General features: G+C 71.4%; 25 protein-coding genes and 1 pseudogene. 16 read left to right on the forward strand and 10 right to left on the reverse strand.

Annotation, left to right across the window (positions count from 1 at the left end):
- The 5 genes and pseudogenes from KUM03_RS13035 to KUM03_RS13055 form a co-directional block, all read right to left on the reverse strand.
- Window positions 1-364: pseudogene (locus KUM03_RS13035) on the reverse strand (hypothetical protein); the annotation flags it as partial.
- Entirely contained in the window at window positions 361-1149 is a 789-nt protein-coding gene (locus KUM03_RS13040; RefSeq protein WP_217247213.1) for an MTAP family purine nucleoside phosphorylase, read from the reverse strand. The pseudogene KUM03_RS13035 and the gene KUM03_RS13040, both read right to left, overlap by 4 nt.
- A gap of 3 nt (window positions 1150-1152) precedes the next feature.
- Window positions 1153-2586 (reverse strand): radical SAM domain-containing protein, encoded by a 1434-nt coding sequence (locus KUM03_RS13045; RefSeq protein WP_217247214.1) that lies wholly within the window; start codon window positions 2584-2586, stop codon window positions 1153-1155.
- The gene (locus tag KUM03_RS13050) at window positions 2583-3059 is read right to left on the reverse strand and encodes a MauE/DoxX family redox-associated membrane protein (RefSeq protein ID WP_217247215.1); all 477 of its coding nucleotides are present in this window, start codon (window positions 3057-3059) and stop codon (window positions 2583-2585) included. The genes KUM03_RS13045 and KUM03_RS13050 overlap by 4 nt, the downstream gene beginning before the upstream one ends.
- Entirely contained in the window at window positions 3056-4465 is a 1410-nt protein-coding gene (locus KUM03_RS13055; protein WP_217247216.1) for an NAD(P)/FAD-dependent oxidoreductase, read from the reverse strand. The genes KUM03_RS13050 and KUM03_RS13055 overlap by 4 nt, the downstream gene beginning before the upstream one ends.
- Before the next feature lie 334 nt (window positions 4466-4799).
- Here KUM03_RS13055 and KUM03_RS13060 point away from each other — a divergent pair, with 334 nt between their 5' ends.
- From KUM03_RS13060 to KUM03_RS13085, 6 genes are all read left to right on the forward strand, one after another.
- Window positions 4800-5579, forward strand: a complete 780-nt coding sequence (locus tag KUM03_RS13060; protein ID WP_217247217.1) for a class I SAM-dependent methyltransferase — start codon at window positions 4800-4802, stop codon at window positions 5577-5579.
- Window positions 5580-5692: 113 nt separating this feature from the next.
- The gene (locus KUM03_RS13065; protein WP_308406315.1) at window positions 5693-6406 is read left to right on the forward strand and encodes a TVP38/TMEM64 family protein; all 714 of its coding nucleotides are present in this window, start codon (window positions 5693-5695) and stop codon (window positions 6404-6406) included.
- A gap of 104 nt (window positions 6407-6510) precedes the next feature.
- The gene (locus KUM03_RS13070; protein WP_217247236.1) at window positions 6511-7590 is read left to right on the forward strand and encodes a methyltransferase domain-containing protein; all 1080 of its coding nucleotides are present in this window, start codon (window positions 6511-6513) and stop codon (window positions 7588-7590) included.
- 428 nt (window positions 7591-8018) lie between these two features.
- Window positions 8019-8576, forward strand: a complete 558-nt coding sequence (locus KUM03_RS13075; protein WP_217247250.1) for an RNA polymerase sigma factor — start codon at window positions 8019-8021, stop codon at window positions 8574-8576.
- Window positions 8577-8614: 38 nt separating this feature from the next.
- Complete coding sequence (locus KUM03_RS13080) at window positions 8615-8893, forward strand: anti-sigma factor (RefSeq protein ID WP_217247259.1); 279 nt, start codon at window positions 8615-8617, stop codon at window positions 8891-8893.
- A gap of 67 nt (window positions 8894-8960) precedes the next feature.
- Window positions 8961-9638, forward strand: coding sequence for a haloacid dehalogenase type II (locus KUM03_RS13085; protein WP_217247273.1), 678 nt, complete (start codon window positions 8961-8963; stop codon window positions 9636-9638).
- Window positions 9639-9750: 112 nt separating this feature from the next.
- On the opposite strand, the gene KUM03_RS13090 is transcribed toward KUM03_RS13085, so the two are convergent.
- On the reverse strand, window positions 9751-10203 hold the full coding sequence (locus tag KUM03_RS13090; RefSeq protein ID WP_217247275.1) for a hypothetical protein: 453 nt from the start codon (window positions 10201-10203) through the stop codon (window positions 9751-9753).
- Between the two features lie 141 nt (window positions 10204-10344).
- A complete protein-coding gene (locus KUM03_RS13095; protein ID WP_217247289.1) occupies window positions 10345-10911 on the reverse strand; it encodes a TetR/AcrR family transcriptional regulator in 567 nt (188 codons plus the stop codon).
- 115 nt (window positions 10912-11026) lie between these two features.
- Here KUM03_RS13095 and KUM03_RS13100 point away from each other — a divergent pair, with 115 nt between their 5' ends.
- The 5 genes from KUM03_RS13100 to KUM03_RS13120 all read left to right on the forward strand — a co-directional run bounded on the left by KUM03_RS13100 (window position 11027) and on the right by KUM03_RS13120 (window position 16398).
- Window positions 11027-12700, forward strand: coding sequence for a CocE/NonD family hydrolase (locus KUM03_RS13100; protein WP_254399281.1), 1674 nt, complete (start codon window positions 11027-11029; stop codon window positions 12698-12700).
- A gap of 120 nt (window positions 12701-12820) precedes the next feature.
- The gene (locus KUM03_RS13105; RefSeq protein WP_217247291.1) at window positions 12821-13771 is read left to right on the forward strand and encodes an ABC transporter permease; all 951 of its coding nucleotides are present in this window, start codon (window positions 12821-12823) and stop codon (window positions 13769-13771) included.
- Window positions 13768-14625, forward strand: coding sequence for an ABC transporter permease (locus KUM03_RS13110; protein ID WP_217247293.1), 858 nt, complete (start codon window positions 13768-13770; stop codon window positions 14623-14625). Before KUM03_RS13105 ends, KUM03_RS13110 begins: the two co-directional genes overlap by 4 nt.
- Window positions 14622-15617 carry an ABC transporter ATP-binding protein gene (locus tag KUM03_RS13115; RefSeq protein WP_217247301.1) on the forward strand — a complete coding sequence of 332 codons (996 nt, stop codon included), beginning with the start codon at window positions 14622-14624 and terminating at the stop codon, window positions 15615-15617. Before KUM03_RS13110 ends, KUM03_RS13115 begins: the two co-directional genes overlap by 4 nt.
- On the forward strand, window positions 15610-16398 hold the full coding sequence (locus KUM03_RS13120; RefSeq protein WP_217247303.1) for an ABC transporter ATP-binding protein: 789 nt from the start codon (window positions 15610-15612) through the stop codon (window positions 16396-16398). Before KUM03_RS13115 ends, KUM03_RS13120 begins: the two co-directional genes overlap by 8 nt.
- A 244-nt stretch (window positions 16399-16642) precedes the next feature.
- On the opposite strand, the gene KUM03_RS13125 is transcribed toward KUM03_RS13120, so the two are convergent.
- Both KUM03_RS13125 and KUM03_RS13130 read right to left on the reverse strand, forming a co-directional pair.
- Window positions 16643-18091, reverse strand: coding sequence for an amidase (locus KUM03_RS13125; protein WP_217247305.1), 1449 nt, complete (start codon window positions 18089-18091; stop codon window positions 16643-16645).
- Window positions 18092-18144: 53 nt separating this feature from the next.
- Entirely contained in the window at window positions 18145-19791 is a 1647-nt protein-coding gene (locus KUM03_RS13130) for an ABC transporter substrate-binding protein (RefSeq protein ID WP_217247307.1), read from the reverse strand.
- Window positions 19792-20107: 316 nt separating this feature from the next.
- Between KUM03_RS13130 and KUM03_RS13135 the strand changes: the two genes are divergently transcribed.
- Complete coding sequence (locus KUM03_RS13135) at window positions 20108-20569, forward strand: DUF3237 domain-containing protein (RefSeq protein ID WP_217247309.1); 462 nt, start codon at window positions 20108-20110, stop codon at window positions 20567-20569.
- Between the two features lie 36 nt (window positions 20570-20605).
- On the opposite strand, the gene KUM03_RS13140 is transcribed toward KUM03_RS13135, so the two are convergent.
- Window positions 20606-20953 (reverse strand): MarR family winged helix-turn-helix transcriptional regulator, encoded by a 348-nt coding sequence (locus tag KUM03_RS13140; protein WP_217247380.1) that lies wholly within the window; start codon window positions 20951-20953, stop codon window positions 20606-20608.
- Between the two features lie 283 nt (window positions 20954-21236).
- On the opposite strand from KUM03_RS13140, the gene KUM03_RS13145 reads away from it, so the two are divergent.
- From KUM03_RS13145 to KUM03_RS13160, 4 genes are read left to right on the forward strand one after another with little or no spacing between them, the layout of a single operon-like run.
- Window positions 21237-22148, forward strand: coding sequence for an SDR family NAD(P)-dependent oxidoreductase (locus tag KUM03_RS13145; protein ID WP_217247317.1), 912 nt, complete (start codon window positions 21237-21239; stop codon window positions 22146-22148).
- 1 nt (window position 22149) lies between these two features.
- On the forward strand, window positions 22150-23037 hold the full coding sequence (locus KUM03_RS13150) for an amidohydrolase family protein (protein ID WP_217247319.1): 888 nt from the start codon (window positions 22150-22152) through the stop codon (window positions 23035-23037).
- Between the two features lie 10 nt (window positions 23038-23047).
- Window positions 23048-24619, forward strand: a complete 1572-nt coding sequence (locus tag KUM03_RS13155; protein ID WP_217247326.1) for a long-chain fatty acid--CoA ligase — start codon at window positions 23048-23050, stop codon at window positions 24617-24619.
- A gap of 26 nt (window positions 24620-24645) precedes the next feature.
- On the forward strand, window positions 24646-25104 hold the full coding sequence (locus tag KUM03_RS13160) for a MaoC family dehydratase (protein ID WP_217247328.1): 459 nt from the start codon (window positions 24646-24648) through the stop codon (window positions 25102-25104).
- The last annotated feature ends 11 nt before the right edge of the window (window positions 25105-25115 follow it).

The following is a 25115-nucleotide window of genomic DNA, read 5'->3' on the forward strand; positions in this document are numbered from 1 at the left end:
GACAGCTCCACTCCACAACCGGAGGCCTTCGCCGTCCTACAAGTTCAGACCGTGTCGTCGCACAAACTCGACCAACCTGGCTGGGCAGTACACCTAGGTCGTCACCGCGCTGGAGGAGCAACCGGACACCGGCGGGCGCGGGCGTGCTCAGGGTGTCCGCGCCGTCGTCGGGGGCGTAGGCGAGGTAGGTGCGCGGGGTGTGGGCGGTGGTCAGGTCCATCGTGTGGCGGATGAGGGCGGCCTGGAGTTCCGCGCAGCGCACCGGGCCCAGCAAGGGATGCAGCCGGGTCTTGACCATGCCTGGCCTGGGCGGTTTCGCCATGACCAGGATCGCGGGGACACCGCCGCGGCCGGGGGTGCTCACGCGTCGAACCGGTAGACGAAACCGGCCCCGCTCGGGCTGTCCAGGGACGGCAGCGCATGCCCGGCCAGCGTGGCGAAGACCTCCTTGCTCGCCGCCATGCGGTCCAGCAGCGCCTGTACCGGCTCCGGTTCGGCGGCGACGCCGTTGGCGTAGTCGGTGACGAAACCGACCAGTGCCATGGGCAGTTCGGCCTCCCCGGCCAGGACGACCTCCGGGCCGGCGGTCTGGCTGACGGCGCTCACCCCGGCGGCGGCCAGGGCGGCCACCTCGGGACGGGAGTTGAAGCGGGGGCCGTCGACGTGTCCGTACACGCCCCGCGTGGCGACGGGCACGCCGGTCTGCGCGGCGGCGGTGATCAGGGCCTGACGCAGCGGTTCGCTGAAGGGACGGTCGAAGATCCAGTGGCCGCGGCCGGCTTCGCCGGGGGTGTCGTACCAGGTGCAGGGGGTGCCGTCGGGCAGCCGGTTGGCGGGGAAGTACAGGTCGTCGAAGACGACCAGGGAACCCGGCCGCAGGTCCGGGTCGAGGGAGCCGCAGACGGTGAAGGACACGAGGGCCTCCGTCTCGCGGGCGAGCAGGGCGGCGAGGTTCGCCTTGTGGTCGACGTGGCTGGAGAGCCGGTGGTGACCGGCGCCGTGCCGGGACAGCTGCACGATCTCCGCCTTCCCCAGGCGTCCCTCGGTGACGGTCGCCTCGCCGTGGTCCGTGACGACGGTCCGCTCGGCCGCCCCCTCCAGATGGGGCCAGTCGTAACTGCCGGAGCCGGTGATCACGCCTATGCGCATGCGCTACTTCTCCTTCGGTGATTCGCCGGTTGAACGGCGGCCTGCGGTACGGACTTCGACGATCGGCAGCAGGGTGCGCAGTGCCGCGTTCTCGGCCGGGTCGAGTACGGCGTGCTGCACGCAGGCGGGCACGAGGGTGCCGGTTTCGGGGTGGGCCATGGCGTAGTGGCAGGCGGCCAGCCGTTCCTGGGTCTCGCGCAGCCGGGGGTCGGCGGCCTGCTCGCCGCGCCGCATCATCTCCCAGGCCGGGGCGACGACGTCGGCGTCCATGAACTGGTGCATGACGAACGTGACCGGGCGCACCCGCATCCGCTGGCGGGCCAGCCGCAGTGGTCCGACGCGGCGGACGGCGCGGGCCAGCCAGCGCAGCGCGGTCACCGCGGTGGACGGGTGGCGGGCCACCACCCGCAGGACCCTGGCCGCGAGGAGGGCGGGCGGGGTACCGGTGAAGGACATGCGTCCGAAGTAGCGGAAGAACGCGTCGCGTACGGCGAGGTCGCGCGGGTCGCCGCCGTCGAGGAACGGGAACCAGCGGCGGCCGACGTAGCAGCCGTAGGCGGTGCGGTTGCAGCGCACGTCGCCGTTCTCGAAGACCCGGTAGTCCAGCCGCGTTCCGGCGCCCCGCTCGATCTCCGCCCACACCGCGTCCGGGGTGGCCTCGCGGAACCTCTCCTTCCAGCGGCGCTCGTCGCCGAGGAAGGCGGCGGGCTGGAAGGAGAACATGCCGTAGCCATGGGCGTGGCAGTCGCGGATCACGCTCGCGACCTCGTCGAGGTTGCCCGGGGTGACGGTCATGTTGTGGGCGAGGAAGTACCGCACCCCGTGCTCGCGCCGCAGACGGGCGAACATGGTGGTGAACCGTGACCGGTAGGGGTTCAACGCCTTCTCGTCGGGCGGGCGTTCGATGCCGCGCCGGCCGTACATGAACTTGTCGAAGTGCGCGGCGAAGGACAGCCGTCCGAAACGCCGCCTGCCGTCCGGGCCGAGGGCGAGGCGGGTGAGGTAGCCGTAGTCGAAGTCGCCGTGGGTGAAGCTCATCGGTTCCCGGCCGTGGTCCCGCATGACCGCGAGGGCGGCGGCGTGGTCGTCGGGGGCGAGCAGGCTCACCTCGCCGCCGATGAGCTGGGTGTGGGCGCGTGGGCCGCGCAGCTCACGCAGCAGCGCCATCTGCGCGGCGACCTGTTCGCGGGTGTGGGGGCCGTCGACGCGTACCTGGTTGGCGTCCCGGGAGTGGTAGCACGGGGTGCACTTGAGGTTGCACTTGGGGAAGACGCCGTGGGTTCCCTCGCAGCCGACGCCGTGCCGGCCGAGGATCTGGCCGGGGGTCCTGGCGGCGTCGGGGAGTTCCGCCCAGCGGCGTTCCATGGCCTCGGCGAACTCGGGGTCGTAGGGACGGGTGGCGCGTTCGAGCGCGCGCAGTGCCGCGATGATCCTCATCGGTGGTTCTCCTGCCGGGTCCGGGCCGCCGCGAAGGGCCGGGCGGCGGACGAAGCGGGCCGGGCCCGCCGCAGTCCGCGCCACAGCAGCCAGGCATACAGCAGCATCAGGGCGTCTTCGACGAGTACGTACCACCGCAGTGGCTGGGTCGCGTACGTGCCGAAGCAGCCGCAGTTGTCGAGGACGAGTCCGCGGGCGAACGCCTGGGCGGCCAGGACGGCCCACACCACCGCGACGCCGGTGTACAGCCCGACGGGCGTCGCGGCGCGGGAGCGGGGCCGCGCGAGGAACCAGACGGCCGTCACCGTCTCGGCACCGATCAAGGCCACGGCCAGGGCGGTCGAGGCGGCGCCGGACGTCAGCCCGTAGGCGGTCAGGAGGGCGGGCATCGCGTCGAACGAAGCGAGCTGGCCCAGTGCCATCGCCGCGAGGACGGCACCGAGGACGACACGGAGGACGACACGGAGGATCATCGGCGCACCGCCCGGCGGAACTTCAGCAGCGCGCCGATGGGGCCGCTGCCCCGGGCCAGGCGGGCGTAGACGTCGGCCAGCGCGGTGTGCCAGGGCCCGTCGGCGTAGCTCGGATAGGGGTGCACGGTGCGGGCGTAGTCGGAAGGCGTCCAGCCCAGGCGCACCGCCGCGGCCAGATGGGCGATGGTCTCCCCGCCCCTGGGTGACACCACCGTCGCCCCGACGATCTTCCCGCGCGGGCCCAGCACCAGGAGGGTGAAGCCCTCGGTGCGGCCGTCGGCGACCGCCCGGTCGACCCGGTCGTTCTCCAGAGTGTTCACGCGTGCGCCGTCGCCGTACGCCTCGCGCGCCTCGTCGGCGGTGAGACCGACGCGGGCGATCTCGGGATCGGTGAACGTCACCCAGGGCACCGCGCGGTAGTCGATCGAGCGACGCACACCGAGGAGGGCGTCGGTGGCGGCTGCTCCGCCCTGCACGCCGCCCAGGTGGGTGAAGGCCGAACGGCCCGTCACGTCGCCGGCGGCGTAGATCCGGGGGTTGGTGGTACGCAGCCGTCCGTCGGTGCGGACGTCGCCGGTGTCGGTCAGCTCGACACCGGCCGCCTCCACGCCGAGCCCCCGGGTGTTGGCGCGGCGGCCCGTGACGGCGAGCAGTGCGTCGTACGGGAGGGAGCCACCGGGCCCGTGGACGGCGCCGCCGTCGACCTTCTCCGCGCGGTAGCCGGTCAGTACGGTGACGCCCTCCGCCTCCAGCCGGTCGCGCAGCACCTGCGAGGCGCGCGGTTCCTCACGGGGCACCAGCCGGTCCCTCGCCTCCACGAGACTGACCTGGGAGCCGAGCCGGGCGAACGCCTGGCCGAGCTCGCAGCCGATGGGTCCGCCGCCCAGCACCACCAGCCGGCGCGGGAGTTCGGACAGCTCCCACACGGTGTCGCTGGTCAGCGGCCCGGCCTCGGCCAGGCCGGGGACCGGCACCAGGGCCGGTGCGGAACCGGTCGCGATCAGGGCGTACCGGAAGGAGATCTCCCGATCGCCGACGGACAGGGTGCCCGGCCCCGTGAAGGTGGCCGCACCGGGTACGACGTCGACGCCGTACGGGGCGAGCGCCTCGGCGGAGTCGTGCGGCTCGATCACCCCGATCGCCCGCTTCACCTCCCCCATGGCCGCCGCGAGGTCGGCCGGTCCGGACACCGGAGGCAGCCCGTAGGCGGCGGTGCGGCGGGCCGCCTGGACGTCGGCGGCCACGCGCAGCAGCGCCTTGCTCGGCACGCACCCCGTCCACAGGCAGTCCCCGCCCAGCCGGTCCCGCTCGACGAGCAGCGTACGGGCACCGAAACGCCCAGCGGTGCGGGCCGCGGTGAGTCCGGCGCTGCCGCCGCCGATGACCACCAGGTCGTACCTGCTCATGGTGTGGGCTCTCCTCGGTCGTCGCGCGGTCGTGTGACATGGCGGGAACCCGATGACACAGGCCTAGCCTTCCCCTTTCCGATCACACGATTACGGCCAAGAGGGTCGACCGGCCTCGTCCGTGCGTAACCGGCGTGTCCGAAGGGGAATGCGGGAGCGGACCGACCGGGTTCCCGGCGGCGGACGACCGGCGTGGCACACCGACGGCAGGTCCATGGGACGGCCCCGTTCGGCGAGCGTGAGGGAAGTCCCGCAACGAGGCGTGGCAACGAGGCGTGGCAACGAGGCGTGGCAATGAGGCGCGGCAGCGAGGTGCCAGAGAGGCGAGGGCTGGATGGACGAACCGGACTGGCGGCGCTTCATCACCGCCTACCACCAGACGCACCCCGGTGTGACCGAACGGCTCCTGGCCCTCGCGGACACCTCGCCGTACGCCTGGCTGGCCGAACCGCTGCGCGGCACCGGCGGGGCGGTTCTCGACCTGGCCTGCGGATCGGCACCCACCCGCGACGAACTGCCGGACGCCGACTGGATCGGTGTCGACCTGTCGGAGGCAGAGCTTGCCGCAGCGGCGATCCGGGGCCGCGGGCCGCTGGTACGGGCCGGCGCGGAGGCGCTCCCGTTCGGCCCCGCGAGCGTCGATGCCGTCTGCGCGGCCATGTGCCTGCCCGTCGTCACGCCCCTGCCGCAGGTGCTCGCGGAGGTCCGGCGTGTACTGCGGCGATCGGGAACGCTCGTGGCACTGGTGCCCTCGCAGTCCGGGCTCTCCCCGTCCGGCGCACTCGGCTGGCTCCGCGTGATGGCGGCCCTGCACGCCGTACGCCAGCCGTGGCCCAACCCGCAGGCCCGCGACGGCCTGGCCCCCCTGCTGCGCACAGCGGGGTTCCGCGTACGCGGCGACGAGCGACGTGTCTTCACCCTGGCCATCGACTCCGCCGACGCCGCCGCCCTCCTGGCCGACGCTCTGTACCTGCCCGGCCTCACCGCTCACCGCGCCCGGGCCGCCAAGCGTTCCCTGGCCCGGTGGGCGGCCCCGGGACGACGACTTGAGCTGCCGCTGCGCCGCGTGGTGGCCGACCTTCCCACCGAGCGACCGACACAGGAGCCGACATGAACCGCTCTGCAGCCCCGGCGTCCGCAACCGGGCATCACCCGTCCGGCCCCGGTGCCCGATCCGAGGCCGACGGCGCGGCTGAGGCGGCCCCGCGGCCGGCGCGAGCGCCATGGGTGCGGCCGGCCGCGCTCGTGGTCCTGCTGTCGGTGCTCGGGACCTGGGCGACGTTCGGGGGCGTCGACCTGTTGAGCGAGCTGCGCCGGTGGATCGGCTCGCTCGGCCTGTGGGGGCCGGTGATCTTCGCGGTCTGCTACGCCCTGGCCGTGACGGCCCTGCTGCCCGGCTCGGTGCTGACCGCTTCCGCCGGCGCACTGTTCGGGCTGCCAATGGGGGCCGGGGTGGTGCTCGTGGGGGCGACGGCGGGGGCGGCCCTGTCGTTCGGCCTCGCCCGCTGGCTGGGCCGTCCGGTGGTGGCCCGCTGTGCCGGCTCGGGACGGCTGGCCCGGCTGGACGCCTACCTGACGCGTCACGGGTTCACGGCCGTACTGGTTGTGCGGCTGGTCCCGCTGTTCCCGTTCTCGGTGATCAATTACGGGGCGGGCGTGGCCGGCGTCCGCTTCACCTCCTACATGACCGCAACGGCCCTGGGTATCGTCCCCGGCACCGTGGTCTATACCGGGCTCGGCGGGTCCTTGGGCGACCCCGCCTCTTCTGGCCTGTGGATCGCGCTGGGCGCTCTGCTGGTGCTGAGCGCGGGCGGCTGGTGGGCGGCACGGCTGGTCCGTTCCCGGAGCACGGAGCTCGGCGCGGCGGCCGAGCATGGCAGGCCGGCGGCGGCCCCGCCGGATCCGTGGCCCGGTGCAGACGGTGACCACCGGCTCCCGTAGCCGCCGGCAGGCGGGGGAATGAGAGCCGCTGCCCGGCGGGTTTCCGTCGCGGCCCCGGCGCCCCGCCGGTCCCGTGCGCGAGAACTCACTCACCAGGGAGCGACATGACGACGATCGACGTATCCGCAGTCCGGCAGGGTTCCGGACCGTTCGTGGCGGAATCGGTCAAGGACTACTACGGAAGGGTCCTCGCCTCCTCCGCCGACCTGAAGACCTCGGCCTGCTGTACGGACGTGGCACCGGCGCCCCACATCGCCGCGGCGCTCACCGAGGTGCACGACGAGGTCATGGAGCGCTTCTACGGATGCGGTTCGCCCATTCCGCCCGCGCTGGAGGGCGCCACCGTGCTCGATCTGGGGTGCGGCAGCGGCCGGGACGTGTACGTGCTGTCCCAACTGGTCGGCCCCACCGGCCGGGTGATCGGCGTCGACATGACCGAGGAACAGCTCGCCGTGGCGCGCCGGCACCAGGACTGGCACGCCGAACGGTTCGGCCACGCCAACGTCGACTTCCGCCACGGCTACATCGAGGACCTGGCCTCGGCCGGCATCCCGGACGCTTCCGTGGACGTCGTGGTGTCCAACTGCGTGGTGAACCTCTCCCCGGACAAGCCGCGCGTCCTGTCCGAGATCTTCCGTGTCCTGGGGCCCGGTGGCGAGCTGTACTTCTCCGACATCTTCGCCGACCGGCGCCTGCCCGCCGCCCTCCTCGACGACCCGGTCCTCGTCGGCGAATGCCTCGCCGGAGCCCTCTACACCGAAGACTTCCGCCGTGTCCTCGAACGCGCCGGCTGCCTGGACGCCCGCACCGTAGCCACTTCCCAGGTGACGATCAGCGACCCGGACATCGGCCGGAAGATCGGCTTCGCCGCCTTCACCTCCCGCACCGTCCGCGCCTTCAAACTCGCCCTGGAGGACCGCTGCGAGGACTACGGCCAGGTCGCCGTCTACCGCGGCACCATCGCCGAGCACCCGCACGCCTTCGACCTGGACGATCACCACCGCTTCCGCACTGGCAAGCCGGTGCCCGTCTGCGGCAATACCGCGGACATGCTGTGCGCCACCCGATACGCGGACCACTTCACCGTCACCGGCGACAAGAGCCACCACTTCGGCCTGTTCCCCTGCACCCCCGCGGACACGGCGGCCGCGCCGGGCACCGGCGCCCCGACAGGCTGCTGCTGACCGCCAGGACCGACGGACCGTCCGGCGACCGGGACTCGCCCCCGCCGGCTCGACGACCCTCAGCGGCAGGACCGGTAAGGAGGTGTCCGCCGGGGACTGTGCCGGAGGGACGCCTTGATCAGGCGCAGCAGTTGCAGGCTGCCGCTGCAGGTCCAGCAGCACGCGACGTGGGCGGCCACCCGCCTTCGGTGGGTGCCGGTGAGCTGGCCATCGGCGTACGCTTCCACGTCACCGCGCAGCCGTACATGCCGGATCTTCTCCCTGCATTCCGCCCACACGCGCCCCGGTCGCGGCATGCCCTGCCTGTTCATGCACCGGAAACCCGGCCTGACGTACGCCGCATTCCCAGGCAGGGCAGGGGCGAAGGAGGCGAAGGAGGGTGGAATGCGGGAGGGGTGAGGCCGGGTTTCTGCTGTGTGGAAGACGAAGTGACAGCGCGCCCGGACCCGGCGGCCCCACAGGGGCAGGCGTTCGCCGCCTACGTGCTGCCGGAAGTGGAGGTGCTGCTGCGCGTGGCGATGACCCTGACGTCGCAGCCCGCGGACGCCGAGGACCTGGTACAGGACACCCTGCTGCGCGCCTACCGGGCCATCGACGGCTTCGACGGAAGGCATCCGCGCGCATGGCTGCTGACGATCATGCGGCGGGCCGAGATCAACCGGCACCGTCGCCGTCGTCCGCACCTCCTGGACGATCCGGACACCGATCTGGACCGGCTCAGCTCCACGGGCCTCAGCGGATCGGCGGAGGAGATCGTGGTCGGAGAGGCGTTCGACGACGCGGTGGACGAGGCGTTGTCCGCGCTGCCGGACAAGCACCGGCAGGTGGTGCAGTTGGTGGACATCGACGGCCTCACCTATGCGGAAGCCGCCCACCTGCTGGATGTTCCCGAGGGAACCGTGATGAGCCGGCTGCACCGGGCGCGAAAGCGGATCAGGGCGCGACTGGCCACTGCGGGACTGGCGCCCAAGCGAGGTGTGATGTGAAGTACCCATGGCGACGGCGCGCGGCAGCGGAGCGCCGGATGAACTGCCTGCAGGCTGCGCGTGTGCTGCAGTCCTACCTCGACGGCGAAACCGACGAGGTCACCGCGCGCCGCGTCGCGGTCCACTTGGCGGACTGCCGGCGCTGCGGCTTGGAGGCGTCCGTTTACCGGGAGATCCACAACGCGCTGGCCCGCGCGGCGGAGCCCGACAGCGGAGCGGTGGAGCGGCTGCGGGCGTTCGGCGCGTCGCTCTTGAACGACCTGCAGGCCGGCGAGGACGATGCGGAACACGGTACGACGCCCCCGGCAGGCGCCTAGAGAACCCTGCTCGAAGGAGTCTTCTCAGCGAATCCGGGACACCAGCGCAGAGCTCATGGAGGAGACCATGCCGCACCAGAACGCGGCGCTGCTCGTATTCGACGTCAACGAGACACTCAGCGACATGGGCCCGCTCCAGGACCGGTTCGCGGACATCGGTGTTCCGCCTCATGCGTACCGCCTCTGGTTCGCCAGTGTGCTGCGGGACGGCTTCGCGCTCACCGCTTCGGGAGCGTTCGCGGATTTCCCGTCCGTGGCGCGGGAGGGGATGCGGGTGTTGCTGTCCAGCGTGCCCGGGTGGTCCGGCGATATCGAGGAGGCGGCCGATCACGTACTGGACGGGTTCTCCCGCCTGGAGGTGCACCCTGACGTTCCCGACGGCGTCCGCGCTCTCCGCGAGCGGGGATTGAGACTGCTGACCATGACCAACGGCAGTTCGGAACTCAGCGAGGGACTCCTCGGGCGAGCCGGTCTCGCAGACTGCTTCGAACGTCATCTGGACGTGAGCGGGCCACGGAGCTGGAAGCCGGCCCCTGCGGCCTACCAGTACGTCGTGGAACAGGCGGGCGTTCGTCCCGAGGAGGCAGTGCTGGTGGCGGTGCACCCGTGGGACGTCGACGGTGCACAGCGCGCTGGGCTCGGCGGCGCCTGGCTGAGGCGAGGGCCGGTGGAATACCCCCAGGTGATGCTGCCTCCCACCCACACGGTTGGGAATCTTCGGGAACTGGCGGAGACCCTCGCATAGGGGGTGCGTTGTCGACCAGGTGTTGCAGTACGCCGAGGAGGCCGCAGACGTCGAGCAGGTGCAGGCCGACGCCGGGTTCGTCCAGGGCGCACAGGGCATCTTGAGCGGCCTGTCATTCCTGGGTGTTCGCACTCGGGTGCGTGCCTGTCGTGCTGCGCGGCGCGTAGGGCACGACCACGACTTGTACGTCGTCCTCGTAGATGACCCGTCCTGGGTCTGCCGAACGCACTGCCAGGCAATCGATGCCGTGGGCGGCCAGAATCTCCAGGTAACCAGGCACCCGGGCAAGCAGATGTGATGCTGACGGCTTGAACCACGACGCGGCACCAGGGTTGATCTCATCGTCGTAGACGGTGGGATCGACGGTTGAGGGATCGGTGTACGCGGCGTCGTACCAGCTGTTGTTGCTCCGGCGGAAGGACTCCTGTGCGTCTGAGAGCCTCCCCTCCCGCGCCAGATTGTTGACGAGCCCAAAGACGCCGGTGAAGTGGCCTCGGCTGTTCCGGTGCGGCGATTGGAACCGCACGTACTGGGCGGCCTCGCTGTCGCTATCGGTCATCGCCATCGAATCCCCTTCCCGCCGGTGCCCTCATGGGCCGGTGAGCATCCTCTCAACTCCACAGAGGTGCCGTCGTGCGCCGCCGTGGAGCCGGCATTGGGATCAAGCGCGCAGAAGGGCATAAGACTCTCTTCGAGTCGTTGTCGATCAGCTGTCGATGAGTGCGTCCACGACGGCCCTGGCGACGCGGCCGGCCTTCTCCGGTGTCCAGTAGGACGGCTCTTCGAGGGTGGAGACGTAGTAGCCGCGGGTCAGCAGGGAGAGCACGTCTGCGGCGAGACCGGCGTCGGGGACTCCTGCCGAAGCGAACGCGTCGAGCAGTTCCTGGCGTGATTCACGGGGCTCCTGGTGGTCGATCACGTGGGGAGCGGTGTGCGCGGACGAGAGCATCTCGACCCAGAGGGCGCGCAGCAGCAGGTCATCCGGTTCTGTGCTCAGGTGCCATTCCACCGTCGCGCGGAGCCGGTCCTTTCCGGTCAGGTCGCCCAGGTGCGCCTCCAGGTCGCCCCGCCACCGGGCTTCCGCCGCGCGGACCGCGTTGGTGATCAGATCGATGCGTGTGGGCACGTAGTTGGTGACCATCGCGGTGGATCCGCCGAGTTCCTTGGCGACGGCGCGGATGGTGACGGCGCGCGCACCGTCCCGGGCGGCCACGGCGAGGGTCGCATGGGCGATTGCCTCGCGGCGCTGGACTTCGTCGACATCGATCGGCATGGCAGCAACCTAACTCAGCGAGGGTTGACGGTGAACTCAGCCAGATGTAACGCTGTTATATCACGCTGTTTTCTCAAGTTCTGCCATGTCTCGAGCCGTCCCCGTGGAGGGGCCCATGAGCCTTGCCGTCCGCCGCGTCAGTCCCGAGCCCGTTCCCCCGCACGCCCAGCAGCACATGGTGCGCATGCGCGACGGAGCGCTGCTGGCCACCGACGTGTACGCCGCCGACCCGGACGGGCCGGCACCGGCCGTGCTGGCCCGCCTGCCCTACGACAAGAACAGCCGGTACGTCTACTTTGACAGGATCGCCGAGCGGTTCACGTCACGCGGCTACGTGGTCGTCGTCCAGGACGTCCGCGGCAAGTTCCGCTCCCAGGGCCGCACACTCGGCTGGACCGGCGAGGTGGACGACGGCTACGACACCATCGAGTGGATCACCCGTCAGCCCTGGTCCAACGGGATCGTCGGCATGTTCGGCGACTCCTACTACGGGTTCACCCAGTGGTCGGCGGTCGCCGGCGAGCACCCCGCCCTGCGCGCCGTCGTCCCCCGGGTGACCACCACCAACAACGGCCCCGGAGTGGCCAGTTACGACACCGGGTCCGGCCCGCAGCCCGTGTGGCTGGAAGGGGCCACCTACCAGGCGCAGGTGTGGACGGACAACGACAGCTACGCATTCGACGTCGATCTCACCAAGCGCCCGGTGCTGGACGCCTACGAAGAGGCCTTCGCGGCGATCGGGAAACGCTCGGCCGGCTTCGACCTCGTCGTCGGCGGCATCCCGCTCGCCCCCTACAACGGACCGCACCCCTACGACGCCCGGCCGGTGCCCGTCCTGCACTGCGTGGGCTGGTTCGACAACCTGGGCATCGCCCACATGCGCGACTACACCGAACTGGCCCGGCGGCCCGGCTGGTCGGCGGTGCAGTACCTGATCGCCGACACGATCGACCACGAGAACTACCGGCTGGAGGACGCACCTGTACCGCCGGACGGCGATCACATGGTCGAAGACGCGGCGCTGGAGCGCATGCTGGACACCTGCACGGGTCCGGCTGTCGAGTTCTTCGACGTCTTCCTGAAGGGGACCGCCCCGCCCGAATCCCTTCCCCGGGTCCGCTGGAAGCTCGGCCACGTGGGCTGGCGCACCTCGGCCGTCTGGCCGCCGAAGGAAGCGACGGATGCCGAACTCCACCTCGGCGAGCCGGCCGCCGCCACCGGCCCGGCGCCCGGCGGCACGCTGACCCCCGGCCCGTCCGCCGCACCGGGGACGGCGCAGTGGCGCTACGACCCGTACGACCTCGTCCCGTCCGCCGCGGCCGACACGTTCCTGCAACTGCGCGACCACGCGGACGAGCGCCGCACCCTCGACCGGGACGACGTACTCGTGTTCACGACTCCCGCCTCCGACACGCCGCTCGACCTGGCCGGCCCCGTCCACGCGGTGCTCCACGTGGAGAGCACGGCACCCACGTACGACGTGTTCGTGCGGCTCCTGGACCTGGCACCCGACGGCACAGCGCGCCTGATCGTGCGCGGGTGCGCCCAGGCCGACAAGCCGGGCGAGCTGGAGATCGCCCTCGGCCACACCGGCTACCGGATGGGCCCCGGACACCGCCTCGCGCTGATGATCGCCGGCAGCGACTTCCCGAACCACCTGCCCAACTCCGGGTCCACACAGAACCCGTGGCTGACGACATCCCCCCGCCCCAGCCTGCAGACCCTCCGCACCGGAACCGGCCACCCCTCCCGCCTGCGCCTGACCGTCCTGCCCGAAAGCGGCGTATAGCCCCTGTCCCCTGGAGGGCACCTTGCTCGCTCTGCGAACTGCCCCTCGCACGCCGGCGACCGCCGTGGCCGTGCGCTCCCACCCGGCCGCCGCACCGTGCGGCGAAGGAGGCGGCCCGAGATGAACCTCCGGTTCGTCGTCACGCGACTGGGCATGCTCGTCGTGACCGTGCTCGTCTCCAGTCTCGCCATCTACGGCGCGATGTTCCTCACCCCCGGCGACCCCGCCACCCTGCTGATCGGCGGCAGCCGCAACCCCGACCCCGCGGTACTGGACCGGATCCACCGCGAGTACCACCTGGACGACCCGTTCATCCAGGGATACTGGCACTGGCTGAGCAACTGCCTGCACGGCGACTTCGGCACGTCCCTCGTCTACCGCGGCTCCGTCACCGACCTCATCGGCGACCGCGCCGGAACCACCCTCGCCCTCGTCGGCTACGCCGCCGTCCTCGTCCTCGCCGCCGGCATCACCATCGGCACCGTCGCCGCACTGCGCGGCGGTCGCACGGAGGCCCTCGCCACGACCCTCACCGCCGGGGCGATGGCGGTGCCGACCTTCGTCATGGCGGTCGTGCTCATCTGGCTCTTCGCCGTCCAGCTCCCGTGGTTCCCGGTGTACGGCTCGGGCGAGGGTCTCACCGGAACCCTGTCCCACCTGACCCTGCCCGCGGTCGCGCTGGCGATGACATGGATCGGCTACGTCGCCCAGGTGACCCGTACCGCCGTCCGCGCGGAACTGCGCTCCGAACACGTGGAGACCGCCCGCAGCCGCGGAGTGCCCGAGTGGACGGTGATCCGGCGGCACGTGCTGCACAACGCCTCCGGCCCCGTCTTCGCGGTCTCCGGCGTCGGTGTCGCCGGCCTCATCGCCACCGCGGCCATCGCCGAGCAGGCGTTCGGCACCGGAGGGCTCGGCGCCCTCATGATCGAGGCCGCCGCCAAGCAGGACATGACCGTGGTGCAGGCCGTCTCGCTGCTCTTCGTGGTCGTGTTCGTCGTCATCAACACCACCGTCGACCTGGTCAGCGCCGCCCTCGACCCCCGCGCCGCCCAGAAGGGGGCCCGATGACCGCCACCGCGTTCACCCGCACCGCGGGCAAGCCGGACAGCGCACGCCCACGGGACCGGCTCACGACCGGCGCCGGCTGTGTGGTCGCCCTGTTCGTCCTGCTGGCCGTGTTCGGTCCGCTGATCACCCCGCACGACCCCAACGCCGTCGACCCCCTGGGCATCAATGCCGGGCCTTCCACGGCCCACCTCCTCGGGACGGACGACACCGGGCGCGACCTGCTCTCCCGGCTGATCGCCGGCACCCGCCCCAGTCTCGCCGCCCCCGCCGCGGTGATCGCCGTGTCCACCGTGCTCGGCACCCTCCTCGCGCTGGCCGCCGCCTGGTTCGGCGGCCGGCTCGACCGGCTCGTCTCCGGCGCCCTGGACGTCGTGTTCGGCTTCCCCGGGCTGATCACGGCCGTGCTCGTCGCGGCCGTCTTCGGAGCGGGGCTCACCGCGCCGGTGGTGGCCCTGGCGATCGCCTACCTCCCGCTGATCACCCGCGTCGTACGCGCCGCCGCGATCAAGGAACGCGATCTGCCCTACGTGTCCGCGCTCCAGCTCCTCGGCGCCCCCACCGCCCGTATCTGGCTGCGGCACCTGCTGCCGAACCTGCTTCCGCTCGTCCTCGTCCAGGCCACCATCGGCTTCGGCTACGCCCTGCTCGACGTGGCCGCCATCTCCTTCCTGGGACTGGGCAGCCAGCCGCCGGACCCGGAATGGGGCCTGATGGTCTCCAACGGGGCACCCTCCATCCTCGCCGGCCAGCCGCAGCAGTCGCTCTACGCCGGACTCGCCATCCTGGTCGTCGTGGTGGCGGTCAACCTGCTGGGAACGGGACTGTCCCGACGGCTGCTCGGGGAGGACACATGAGTTCCGGACCCCTGCTCCGGATCGACGCGCTGAGAATCGACCTGCCCGTCGACGGCGCCGTACGCACCGTCGTCCACCGGGCCGACGTCAGCATCCCGGAGGGCACGGCCGTCGCCCTGGTGGGCGAGTCCGGATCGGGCAAGTCCCTCACCGCCCGCTCGGTCCTGGGTCTGCTGCCCCGGAACGCCGGGATCCACGGGGACGTGCTCTTCGCCGGGGAATCCGTCCCCGCGATGCGACCGGAGCGCCTGCGCGCCTTCCGCGCGTCCGAGGTCGCCATGGTCTTCCAGGACCCCAGGGCCCACATCAACCCCGCTCGCAGCATCGGCGACTTCCTCGTCGAAGGCCTCACCACCGCACGCGGTGTCCGGGCCGCCGAGGCCGCCAGGAAGGTCACCAGGATCCTCCAGGAGGTCGGCATCTCCGACGCCGCCCGGCGCATGCGCCAACGCCCCCACGAGTTGTCCGGGGGACTGCTCCAGCGTGTCATGATCGCCGCCGCGCTGGCCGCCGAACCCCGGCTGCTGCTCGCCGACGAACCGACCACCGCACTCGACGTCACCACCCAGGAGGAGGTGATGGCCATCATCGGAGAGGCCCGTGCGGCCCGCGGCCTCGCCATGCTGTTCATCACGCACGACCTGGAACTGGCGGCCGCCGTGTGCGACCGGATCGCGGTGATGTACGCGGGCACGACCGTCGAGGAACTCCCCGCCGAACGCCTGCGCGCCCAGGCCGCGCACCCGTACACGCGCGCCCTGCTCGCCTCCCGGCCCTCCGTGGACGACACCGGTGCGGAACTGCGGTCGATTCCCGGCAGACCCCTGTCCGGATTCGAAGTGCCCGACGGGTGCGCCTTCGGCGACCGTTGTCCCCGCGTCCAGGACCTCTGCCGCAGCGACCGGCCGGAACCGACTTCCGCCGGTGACGGCACGGCGTCCTGCCACTTCCCCCACCCCTGCGGTCCCGAGGAGGCCGGCCGACATGCTTGAAGTACGCGAGCTGCGCAAGGAGTTCGGTGACTTCGTCGCCGTGGACGACGTGTCCTTCGTGCTGCCGGAACAGGGATCGCTGGCGATCGTCGGAGAGTCGGGCTCCGGAAAGACGACCACCGCCCGCATGATCGCCGGTCTCGAGACGCTCAGCGGCGGGCACATCGTCGTCGCGGGCGAGGAGCGCACGCCCCGCCGGCCGCGCTCGCGCGACCGCCGAGCCCGTGGCCGGCAGATCCAGATGGTGTTCCAGGACCCCTACTCGTCGCTCGACCGGCGCCAGCGCGTCTGCGACGCCGTGGCCGAGGCCGTCGCGCTGCACAGACGCCTGCCCGCGGACCGGCTGCGGGGCCGGGTGGCCGAACTGTTCGACATGGTCGGCCTGGACGAACGCCAGGCGCGCTCCCTGCCGAAGGCGCTCTCCGGGGGCCAACGCCAGCGCGTCGCCATCGCCCGCGCGCTGGCTGCCGAGCCGCGGACACTGATCCTGGACGAGGCGATCGCCGCCCTGGACGTGTCCATCCAGGCCCAGATCCTGGCACTCCTCGCACGGATCCGCTCGGAGACGGGGGCCGCCCTGCTGTTCATCACCCACGATCTCGGAGCGGTCCGGTACATCAGTGACGACGTGCTGGTGATGCAGGCGGGCAGAGTCGTCGAACAGGGGCCGGTCGCCACGGTTCTGGGCGAGCCCCGGGACCCGTACACGCAACGCCTCGTCGGCTCCATCCCGAGACCCGGCTGGAAACCGCGGAGGAGGGCGGACAGGACAGCCGCCTGACGTTCAGTCGCGGAAGACGTCTGCTCCGGCCCGGGGGGCGGGACAGACGTCTTCTCGTGTCGGATGCAGTGCCGGGCCTCCGGCCGCGTCCCACGGGTCGCGGTCGACTTCCGGCACACGGACCATTGCCCCGTCGTCGCAACAGCACAGGAAGTCACCACACCGGGAACGGCCGACGGCGTGCCCCCGGCGGTCGGTGAGGACCGCCGGGGGCACGCCGTCGATGGGGCTCCGACCCCGGCCGTCAGCCGGCCTGTGCCCAGGAGAGGGTCGGCCGGACCCGCGTGGCCCGGTCCTCGATGGCCGTGGCGACGTGGAGCAGCAGGTCCTCCTGGAACCGGCCGCCGACGAGCTGCACGCCGGAGGGCAGACCGTCGCGCACACCCGTGGGCACGGAGACGGCCGGGAAGCCGAGGACGGGAATCGCCTGCATCGGCCACTGCGCGGCCAGCAGTTCGCTCACCCGGGCGTCGCCGGCGAGGTCCGCGTCCTGCTCGAACGGCGGCTCGGCGGCGACCGGCGTCAGCAGGACCCGGTCCTCGCCCAACAAGCGCTGGAGACGGCCGATGAGTGTGCCGCGCCGGGCGTAACCCCTGATGTACTCGGCAAGGGTGGGGTGTTCGCCCCAGATCTGTGCGGCGGCGGCGAAACAGGAACCGAGCGAGGCGCGCACGCCGTCGTCACCGAACCGCTCGATCTCGGACATCATGGTCTTCAGCTCCTGGTAGAGCAGCAGCGACCACAGCCGTGCGGCCTCGCCGAGCAGCGGCAGCTCCCTCTCCTCCACCTCGTGACCCGCCTCGCCGAGCCAGCGGGCCGCGTCGTCGACGGCGGCGTCCACGACGGGGTGCGGCTTGGCCAGTCCGACGTCGCGGACGACGACGACCTTGACGCGGCCGGGCCGGCCCAGCGGTGGGCGCACCGGCAGTCCCACGGGGTCGTCGAGGTCCGGCGACACCATGGCGTGCAGTCCGCGCCGGGCGTCGTCGACGGTCCAGCCGATCGCTCCGTGGACCGCCATGGTCTGGAAGGACAGCGGGCTGTCGAACTCCTCCGCCCCGCGCGGTTCCGCACCGGAGACCAGTCCCACGGTGGGGCGCAGGCCGACGGCGCCGCAGCAGTAGGCGGGGAAGCGGACGGACCCGCCGATGTCGTTGCCCTGCGCGATCGGGGTCATCCCGGCGGCGACCGCCGCGGCGGCGCCACCCGAGGAGCCGCCCGGGGTGTGGCCGGGGTTCCAGGGGTTGAGCGTCTTGCCGTGCAGGTCGTTGGCGGTGAACCAGCGCACGGCGAAGGCCGGGCTGTTGCTGCGGCCCATCAGGGTCGCACCGGCCGCGCGGAGGCCGGCGACGCAGACGGCGTCGTCCTCGGCGAGGGCGCCGGCCCACGCGGCCACACCGTGCGAACTGGCGTATCCGCGCTGCGAAGTGTTGATCTTGGTGGAGACCGGGACGCCGAGCAGCGGCGGAAGATCTCCGCCCGCCGCGACGGCGGCGTCGGCGTCGGCGGCCTGGGAGAGCACCTCTTCGGGCCGGAGGTCCACGAGGGCGTTGAGTGCCGGGTTGGTCTCCTCGACGCGGGCGAGGCACGCCTGGGCGACCTCGGTCGCCGAGAAGGTCCTGGCACGGATGCCGGCGGCCAGTTCGGCGGCTGTGCGGTCCCACAGCGGCTTGTCGCCCGTGGTGTCGGTCATCGTCGTCTCCTGGAAAGGTGGAGTGGATGTCGGTCGATACGGGGGAGCGGCGGTCACTCTGCGGTCCCGCCGAGGTGGGCGGCCCACGGCATGCCCGAGTACGCGAAGGAGACCGGGACGCCGCTGAGCCGCTTGTTGAGGTACATCCGCTCGTGCGTGGTGGCCAGGTACACGGCCGGAACGGTAGGGGTGAACAGAGCCTGCGCCCGGCCGTACGCCTTGGCCGAGGCCGCCGGATCGGAAGCGGTACGGGCCCGGTCGAGCAGCCGGGTGGCCTCCGGGTTGTCGTAGCCCGTCCAGTTGAAGATGCCGCGCGGGTTCACCATCTCGGCCACGTAGGACGCCGGGTCGGGCATGCCGACGTACCCGAAGGTCAGCACCAGGTCGAGCCCCTCGCGGATCGACGGGTCGTAGAAGAGCGAGGACATCTCGGTGGGCTGGAGCTGCTTGATCTCGATCTCGACGCCGATCTTCTCGGCCGCGGCCTGGATGAACGTCAGCGCCTGGAGCGAACGCTGGTCACCGGCGGGAATGGCGGTCACCAGCGGGCGCGGGGGCCGGCCGGACTCCGCGACCAGCTTCTTGGCCTTCGCCACGTCCGGCTTCGGATCGGCGGGCAGCGCCTCGTAGGCGGCGTCGAACTCCTCGGCGGCCGGGTCTCCGCGCCAAGTGAACGGCGGCACGAGTGACTTGAGAGGGGCGCCGTCACCGCCGAAGACGTTGTCGACCAACGCCTCACGGTCGATGACCAGGGACAGCGCGTCCAAGAGCGTACGGTCGGCCGCGGGCGACTCGGCGTTCGCCGGTATCAGCAGCACGTTCTGGGTCGACGGGCCGAGGTGGACGGCGCCGTTGTCCGCCTTGCCGAGCGCCACGGCGCTGCTGGGCGGCAGCTCGTAGGTGCCGTCGACCTCACCGGACAGCAGGGCGCTGGTCAGCGTGTTGCTGTTGGTGATGAACTGGAACTCGATCTGCTTCACCTTGGGTTTCAGCTCACCGTCCCAGTAGGAGTCGTTGCGGGTCAGAGTGATGGTGCTGCCCGGCTTCCAGGAGCCCAGTTCGAAGGGGCCCGTGCACATCAGACCGCCTTTGGGTGTCCCGTAGGCGAGGCCGGCCTTCTCGGTGTACGCCTTCTTGTTGACGGCGCCGAAGGACGTGGCGAGCGCCTTGCGGAGTGTCTGGTCGTACGACTTGGTGCGCAGCGTCACCTGGTGGGGGCCGGTGGCCTTGATCGAGGTGACGGCGGAGAGGTAGTTGCCGTACAGCGCCTGGGTGCCGGGGTCCCGCTGGCGTTCCAGGCTGTGGATCACGTCGGCGGGCGTCATGGGGGAGCCGTCCCAGAACCTGACGTCGGAGCGCAGGTCGAGGACCAGGGTGCGGTCGTCGGTCCAGGAGACCTTCTGAGCGAGGCCTGGACCCAGCGAGAAGTCGGCGTTCATCCGCAACAAGGTGTCGCAGAGGTTGGCCCCGACCGTCTGGGGCGAGTAGTCGCCGACCTTGGCCGGGTCCAGGGTCGTGGGTTCACCGTAGGGGAGGGCCCAGGTCACGTGGTCGACTTCGGCGCTGCCGGGCGCCGTGGTCAAAGTGAGACGCCGGGCCCCGGGGGATGTGTCACCGCTGTCGGTCGAGCCGGTGCAGGATGCGACGGCCAGCAGGCCCGTGGTGGTGAGCGCCGTCAGCAGCGTTTTCTTCGCAGCCATGGCTGAAGCTCCTTGCCGAGAGGAGTGAGAGAAGAGGGGGACGCTCGACATGGGGGGCGCGGGAAGCCGCCGACGAGTCGTCGTAAACGAACGTCATATAACGCTGTTGCATGTCACGCTTGCATCTGGTGAGCTAAGGAGTCAAGAGCGAGACGTGACCGTCTCGGCGCGCCGGATGTCCGCCCGTCGGGGCGTTCGACCTGGAGTCGGAAAGGGCTCGGTACCTGCTCGCGCCGCAGTTGCTGCTCGTGCGGCGTGCGCCCTGTCCGGGCGGCCCCGCGAACGCGCCGTCATCCCACAGAAGCGGAGAACCGCAATGTCCTTCACTCCCGCCCTCGACTTCGCCTTCGAGGTCCGTGCCGAGGTGGCCGACACCCTCCACATCGGTCACGGGGACGGAGAGATCACCGAGTTCACGCCCATCGTCGGAGGCAGTGTGGACGGCCCCCTGCTGCGGGGGAAGGTCCTGGCCGGCGGAGGCGACTGGAGCAGCACCCGCGGCGAGGTCTGCGAACTGGAGGCGCGTTACCTGCTCCAGGCTGACGACGGCGCCGTGATCGACATCGTCAACCGCGGCTACTACCGGCCCCGCGCGGACGCCCCGGACCAGTTCGACGGGGAGTTGCAGGTCTCGGACGCCGGCCACTACTACCGCACGTCACCGGTCTTCCGCACCGACGCGCCCGCCCATCGGTGGCTCGCGGAGACGGTCTTCGTCGGCCTCGCCCGCCCCGACGGCGACCATGCCGTCGTCATCCGCATGTACGCGCTCAGGTAGTCGGCCCTCCGTCTGTGTGTGGCGGGGCGTGCCCGCTCACGACAAGGACCGCCACGCCCCGTTCAGTGCCTCGCGGAACAGCTTGACCTCCTCGGAAGTCAGCTCGGCGACCATGCGCTCCTCCAGCCGACGGGCCGGCCCAGCGTACTCGGCGAGCAGTCGCCGCCCCGGGTCGGCGAGCAGGATCAGCCGCTCACGGCGATTGCCGGGGTTGGGCTCGCGGCGGATCAGACCGCGGTGCTCCAGGGTGCGGACCATGTCGGCCATGGACTGGGCGGTGACGAACGAGTCGCGGGCGAGTTGCGCGGCGGAGATTCCGTCGTGCCGCTCCAGCACCGTGAGGGCCGTGTACTGCAGTGCCGTGACGCCCGCGGGCTTCAGCATGTCCTCGAGGCGGGCGCGGACCGCCAGCTCCGTCCGCTTGACCAGATAGAGCAGGGAGGCGGTCAACGTCGCCCTCCCGTGGTGGCGGTTCGTGCGGTTCGGTTCATGGCCTTCCCTTCGGTGCGTGCCGCCGGGGTGGCGGCGTATCCACCCTAGGTCATTGACAGGAATCCTGTTGATTACGCAGACTGCGGGCAGCCGTTCAACAGGATTCCTGTCAATTCCGTCTCGGGTCGGCTTCCCCGAAGCTCCTCCGCACACCCACGCACAGGAGGCATCTCCCATGGATCTGCAAAGCAAGGTCGCCGTCGTCACCGGCAGCGGACGTGGTCTCGGACTGGGATACGCGCAGGCACTCGCCGCGGCGGGCGCCGCCGTCGTCGTCAACGACATCGACCCGGACGTCGTCGACGAGGCCGTCGCCTCGATCACCTCCGTGGGCGGAAGGGCGACCGGCGTCGTCGCGGCGGTCGGAGACAGCGAGACGGCCCGACTGCTCGTGGAAACGGCGGTCCGGGAGTTCGGAAGCCTGGACGTGCTGGTCACCAACGCCGGCATCCTGCGCGACCGCGTGCTGTGGAAGATGACCGACGACGACTTCGACGCCGTGGTCCGCGTCCACCTGCGCGGCACCTTCACCTGTGCCCGGGCCGCTGCCGTCCGCATGCGCGAGCAGGGCACCGGAGGCCGACTGATCCTCGTCTCCTCACCGGCCGGGCAGCGCGGCAACTTCGGTCAGACCAACTACGCCGCGGCCAAGGCGGGCATCGTCGCGATGGTCCGGACCTGGGCGATGGAACTGGGCCGCGCCGGCGTCACGGTCAACGCCGTGGTCCCGGTCGCCGCCACCGAGATGACCAGGACCATCCCCGCCTTCGCGCCGGTCATCGAGGCCGCCGAGCGGGACGGCACGCCGCTGCCGGACTGGCTGCGCAGGGACGAGGGCCTCGGCACCGTCGAGGACGTCGCCGGGCTGGTCACCTTCCTGGCCTCGGACCTCTCCAAGGACGTGACCGGGCAGGCCATCGGCGTCGGCGGCGACCGCCTGGCCCTGTGGGCCCACCCCAAGGAGAAGGCCGTCGCCTTCGCCGAAGGCGGCTGGAGCGCCGACGCCATCGCCGCGCAGTGGCCGGACGGCGTCGGCGCCGAACCCGAGACCTACGGCATCCCGGCACCCCAGGCCCCGGAGGCGTGACATGGCCGACCTCGCGCTCGACCTCGACCGGCTGACCGCCATCGACGTGCACACCCACGCGGAGATCTCCAAGGACGGCCACGGGGCGCTGAGCCCCGAACTGTTCGGTGCCTCCGAGGCGTACTTCAAGGCCCACGGCCACCGGCAGCCGACCATCGAGGAGATGGCGGCCCACTACCGTGAACGCCGCATGGCGGCCGTGGTGTTCACCGTCGACGCCGAACACGCCACCGGACACCCAAGGATCTCCAACGAGGAGATCGCGGAGAGCTGCGCCGCCCACGCCGACGTGCTCGTCCCCTTCGCCTCCGTCGACCCGCACAAGGGACGCGCCGGAGTGTCCGAGGCCCGGCGCCTGGTGGAGGAGTACGGCGTACGCGGATTCAAGTTCCACCCGAGCATCCAGGCCTTCTCCCCGAACGACCGCCTCGCCTACCCCTTGTACGAGGCCATCGAGGAACTCGGCGTGCCCGCCCTCTTCCACACCGGCCAGACCGGCATCGGCGCGGGCGTGCCGGGCGGCGGCGGCATCCGCCTGAAGTACTCCGATCCCATGCTCGTCGACGACGTCGCCGTCGACTTCCCGCAGCTGCGGATCATCCTGGCCCACCCCTCCTTCCCCTGGCAGGACGAGGCCCTCGCGGTGGCCACCCACAAGCCCCACGTGTACATCGACCTGTCCGGCTGGTCCCCGAAGTACTTCCCGCCGCAGCTCGTGCGGTACGCCAACAGCCTGCTGCAGGACAAGGTCCTCTTCGGCTCCGACTACCCCGTCATCACGCCCGACCGGTGGCTGGCCGACTTCGAGAAGCTCGACATCAAGCCCGAGGTCCGGCCGAAGATCCTCAAGGCCAACGCCGCCCGCCTGCTCGGTCTGCTCACGGACTGAAGGAGTCCCCGTGCTGAACCAAGGCATCGGCTCATGGCCGGCGCGCCGGGCCCGCAAGACCCCCGACCGCGTCGCCGTCGTCCACGAAGGCCGCGAGCGGACCTACCGCGACCTGCACCAGCGGGCCCTGAGCCTCGCCCACGGCCTGCGCGCCCTGGGCACGGGAGCGGGCGACCGCATCGCGTACCTGGGCCCCAACCATCCCGCCTTCCTGGAGACACTGTTCGCCGCCGGCACCCTCGGCGCGGTCTTCGTCCCCCTCAACACCCGCCTCGCCGCCCCCGAACTGGCCTACAACCTGGCCGACTCGGGCAGCACCGTCCTAATCCACGGCCCGGAGCAGGCGCACACCGCCCGCACCGCCACCCAAGAGGCGGCAGTGCGTCACCGCATCGCACTCGACGGCCCGGAGGACGGCGCCCTCGGCTACGAGGAACTGCTGACCCGAGGTGCGACGACCGAGCCCCTGGACGTCGCCGTGGCTCCCGACGACCCGTGCATGATCATGTACACCTCCGGAACCACGGGCCGCCCCAAAGGCGCCGTTCTCTCCCACGCCAACATCACCTGGAACAGCGTCAACGTCCTGGTCGACACCGACCTCACCGGCGACGAGGTCACCCTGGTCGTGGCCCCGTTGTTCCACACCGCCGGCCTCAACATGACCTGCCTGCCCACCCTCCTCAAGGGCGGCCGGGTGGTGCTGCTCGGCGCCTTCGACGCCGAGCGCGTACTGGCGACCATCGAGAGCCGCCGCGTGACGTACATGTTCGGCGTCCCCACGATGTACGACGCGATGGCCGCCCTGCCGCGCTGGACGACGACCGACCTGTCCAGCCTGCGCACCGTCAGCTGCGGCGGTGCGCCGGTACCGGCCCGCACCATCGCCACCTACCTCGCCCGCGGCCTGGCCTTCAGCCAGGGATACGGCATGACCGAGGCCGCCCCCGGAGTCCTCTTCCTGGGCCAGGAGCAGACCTCGGCCAAGGCGGGCTCCGCGGGCGTGCCGCACTTCTTCACCGACACGCGCGTGGTCCTGCCCGGCGGCGACGACGCCGGACCCGGGCAGCCGGGAGAAATCCTCGTGCAGGGCCCCAACGTCATGACCGGGTACTGGGGCAGGCCCGAGGACACCGACGCCGCCTTCACCGACGACGGCTGGCTGCGCACCGGCGACGTCGCCCGCACCGACACGGACGGCTACGCCTACATCGTCGACCGGGTGAAGGACATGTTCGTCTCGGGCGGCGAGAACGTCTATCCGGCCGAGGTGGAGGACGTGATCCTCACCCACCCCGCCGTGGCCGAGTGCGCGGTCATCGGCGTGCCCGACCAGGTCTGGGGCGAGGTCGGCCGTGCCGTCGTCGTACTCGGTCCCGGAGCCCGCGCCGACGAGAACGACATCCTCGCTCATCTGCGCGGCAAGCTCGCCAAGTACAAGACCCCCCGGTCCGTCGTCCTCACCGACAACCTGCCCCGCACGGCCTCCGGGAAGATCATCAAGGCCGCCGTCCGCGACCTGCACGCCCGCGCGGCCACGCTCCCGCACGACGCGAACCCGCCGCAGTCCCCACCCCGCTGACGACCACCCCACCGAAAGGAACCCCCATGCCCACCACCGCCCATGGCATCGACGGACTCAAGGCCCTCAGCGGCACCGATCTCGGCCGCACCGCATGGCGCGAGATCACCCAGGACCGGGTGAACACCTTCGCCGACGCCACCGACGACCACCAGTGGCTCCACACGGACCCCGAGAAGGCCGCGCACGGCCCCTTCGGGGGCCCGATCGCCCACGGGTACCTCACCCTCTCCCTCGTCATCCCGCTCTTCGGTGAGCTGCTGGACATCACCGGCGTCTCCATGAGCGTCAACTACGGCCTGGACAAGGTGCGTTTTCCCAGCCCCGTCCCAGTCGGCGCGAAGATCCGGCTGCACGGAGCCGTCGGCACCGTGGAGGAGGTCAAGGGCAACGGTGTCCAGATGCCACTGACGTTCACCGTCGAGGTTGACGGCAGCGACAAGCCGGCCTGCGTGGCGCAGGCCGTCTACCGCCACTACGCCTGACCCCGCCACCG

This window comes from Streptomyces sp. AC602_WCS936, from assembly GCF_019049125.1.
In the GTDB taxonomy this organism is placed as follows: Bacteria; Actinomycetota; Actinomycetes; order Streptomycetales; family Streptomycetaceae; genus Streptomyces.

Excerpts from the sequence above, each read along its gene's own strand:
- KUM03_RS13120 (WP_217247303.1), top strand. The coding sequence starts at position 15,610 with ATGCTTGAAGTACGCGAGCTGCGCAAGGAGTTCGGTGACTTCGTCGCC.
- KUM03_RS13080 (WP_217247259.1), top strand. The coding sequence starts at position 8,615 with ATGAACTGCCTGCAGGCTGCGCGTGTGCTGCAGTCCTACCTCGACGGC.
- KUM03_RS13105 (WP_217247291.1), top strand. The coding sequence starts at position 12,821 with ATGAACCTCCGGTTCGTCGTCACGCGACTGGGCATGCTCGTCGTGACC.
- KUM03_RS13145 (WP_217247317.1), top strand. The coding sequence starts at position 21,237 with ATGGATCTGCAAAGCAAGGTCGCCGTCGTCACCGGCAGCGGACGTGGT.
- KUM03_RS13100 (WP_254399281.1), top strand. The coding sequence starts at position 11,027 with ATGAGCCTTGCCGTCCGCCGCGTCAGTCCCGAGCCCGTTCCCCCGCAC.
- KUM03_RS13060 (WP_217247217.1), top strand. The coding sequence starts at position 4,800 with ATGGACGAACCGGACTGGCGGCGCTTCATCACCGCCTACCACCAGACG.
- KUM03_RS13125 (WP_217247305.1), bottom strand. The coding sequence starts at position 18,091 with ATGACCGACACCACGGGCGACAAGCCGCTGTGGGACCGCACAGCCGCC.
- KUM03_RS13140 (WP_217247380.1), bottom strand. The coding sequence starts at position 20,953 with ATGCTGAAGCCCGCGGGCGTCACGGCACTGCAGTACACGGCCCTCACG.
- KUM03_RS13130 (WP_217247307.1), bottom strand. The coding sequence starts at position 19,791 with ATGGCTGCGAAGAAAACGCTGCTGACGGCGCTCACCACCACGGGCCTG.
- KUM03_RS13090 (WP_217247275.1), bottom strand. The coding sequence starts at position 10,203 with ATGGCGATGACCGATAGCGACAGCGAGGCCGCCCAGTACGTGCGGTTC.
- KUM03_RS13050 (WP_217247215.1), bottom strand. The coding sequence starts at position 3,059 with ATGATCCTCCGTGTCGTCCTCCGTGTCGTCCTCGGTGCCGTCCTCGCG.
- KUM03_RS13160 (WP_217247328.1), top strand. The coding sequence starts at position 24,646 with ATGCCCACCACCGCCCATGGCATCGACGGACTCAAGGCCCTCAGCGGC.
- KUM03_RS13095 (WP_217247289.1), bottom strand. The coding sequence starts at position 10,911 with ATGCCGATCGATGTCGACGAAGTCCAGCGCCGCGAGGCAATCGCCCAT.
- KUM03_RS13115 (WP_217247301.1), top strand. The coding sequence starts at position 14,622 with ATGAGTTCCGGACCCCTGCTCCGGATCGACGCGCTGAGAATCGACCTG.
- KUM03_RS13150 (WP_217247319.1), top strand. The coding sequence starts at position 22,150 with ATGGCCGACCTCGCGCTCGACCTCGACCGGCTGACCGCCATCGACGTG.
- KUM03_RS13040 (WP_217247213.1), bottom strand. The coding sequence starts at position 1,149 with ATGCGCATAGGCGTGATCACCGGCTCCGGCAGTTACGACTGGCCCCAT.
- KUM03_RS13135 (WP_217247309.1), top strand. The coding sequence starts at position 20,108 with ATGTCCTTCACTCCCGCCCTCGACTTCGCCTTCGAGGTCCGTGCCGAG.
- KUM03_RS13070 (WP_217247236.1), top strand. The coding sequence starts at position 6,511 with ATGACGACGATCGACGTATCCGCAGTCCGGCAGGGTTCCGGACCGTTC.
- KUM03_RS13055 (WP_217247216.1), bottom strand. The coding sequence starts at position 4,465 with ATGAGCAGGTACGACCTGGTGGTCATCGGCGGCGGCAGCGCCGGACTC.
- KUM03_RS13045 (WP_217247214.1), bottom strand. The coding sequence starts at position 2,586 with ATGAGGATCATCGCGGCACTGCGCGCGCTCGAACGCGCCACCCGTCCC.
- KUM03_RS13085 (WP_217247273.1), top strand. The coding sequence starts at position 8,961 with ATGCCGCACCAGAACGCGGCGCTGCTCGTATTCGACGTCAACGAGACA.
- KUM03_RS13110 (WP_217247293.1), top strand. The coding sequence starts at position 13,768 with ATGACCGCCACCGCGTTCACCCGCACCGCGGGCAAGCCGGACAGCGCA.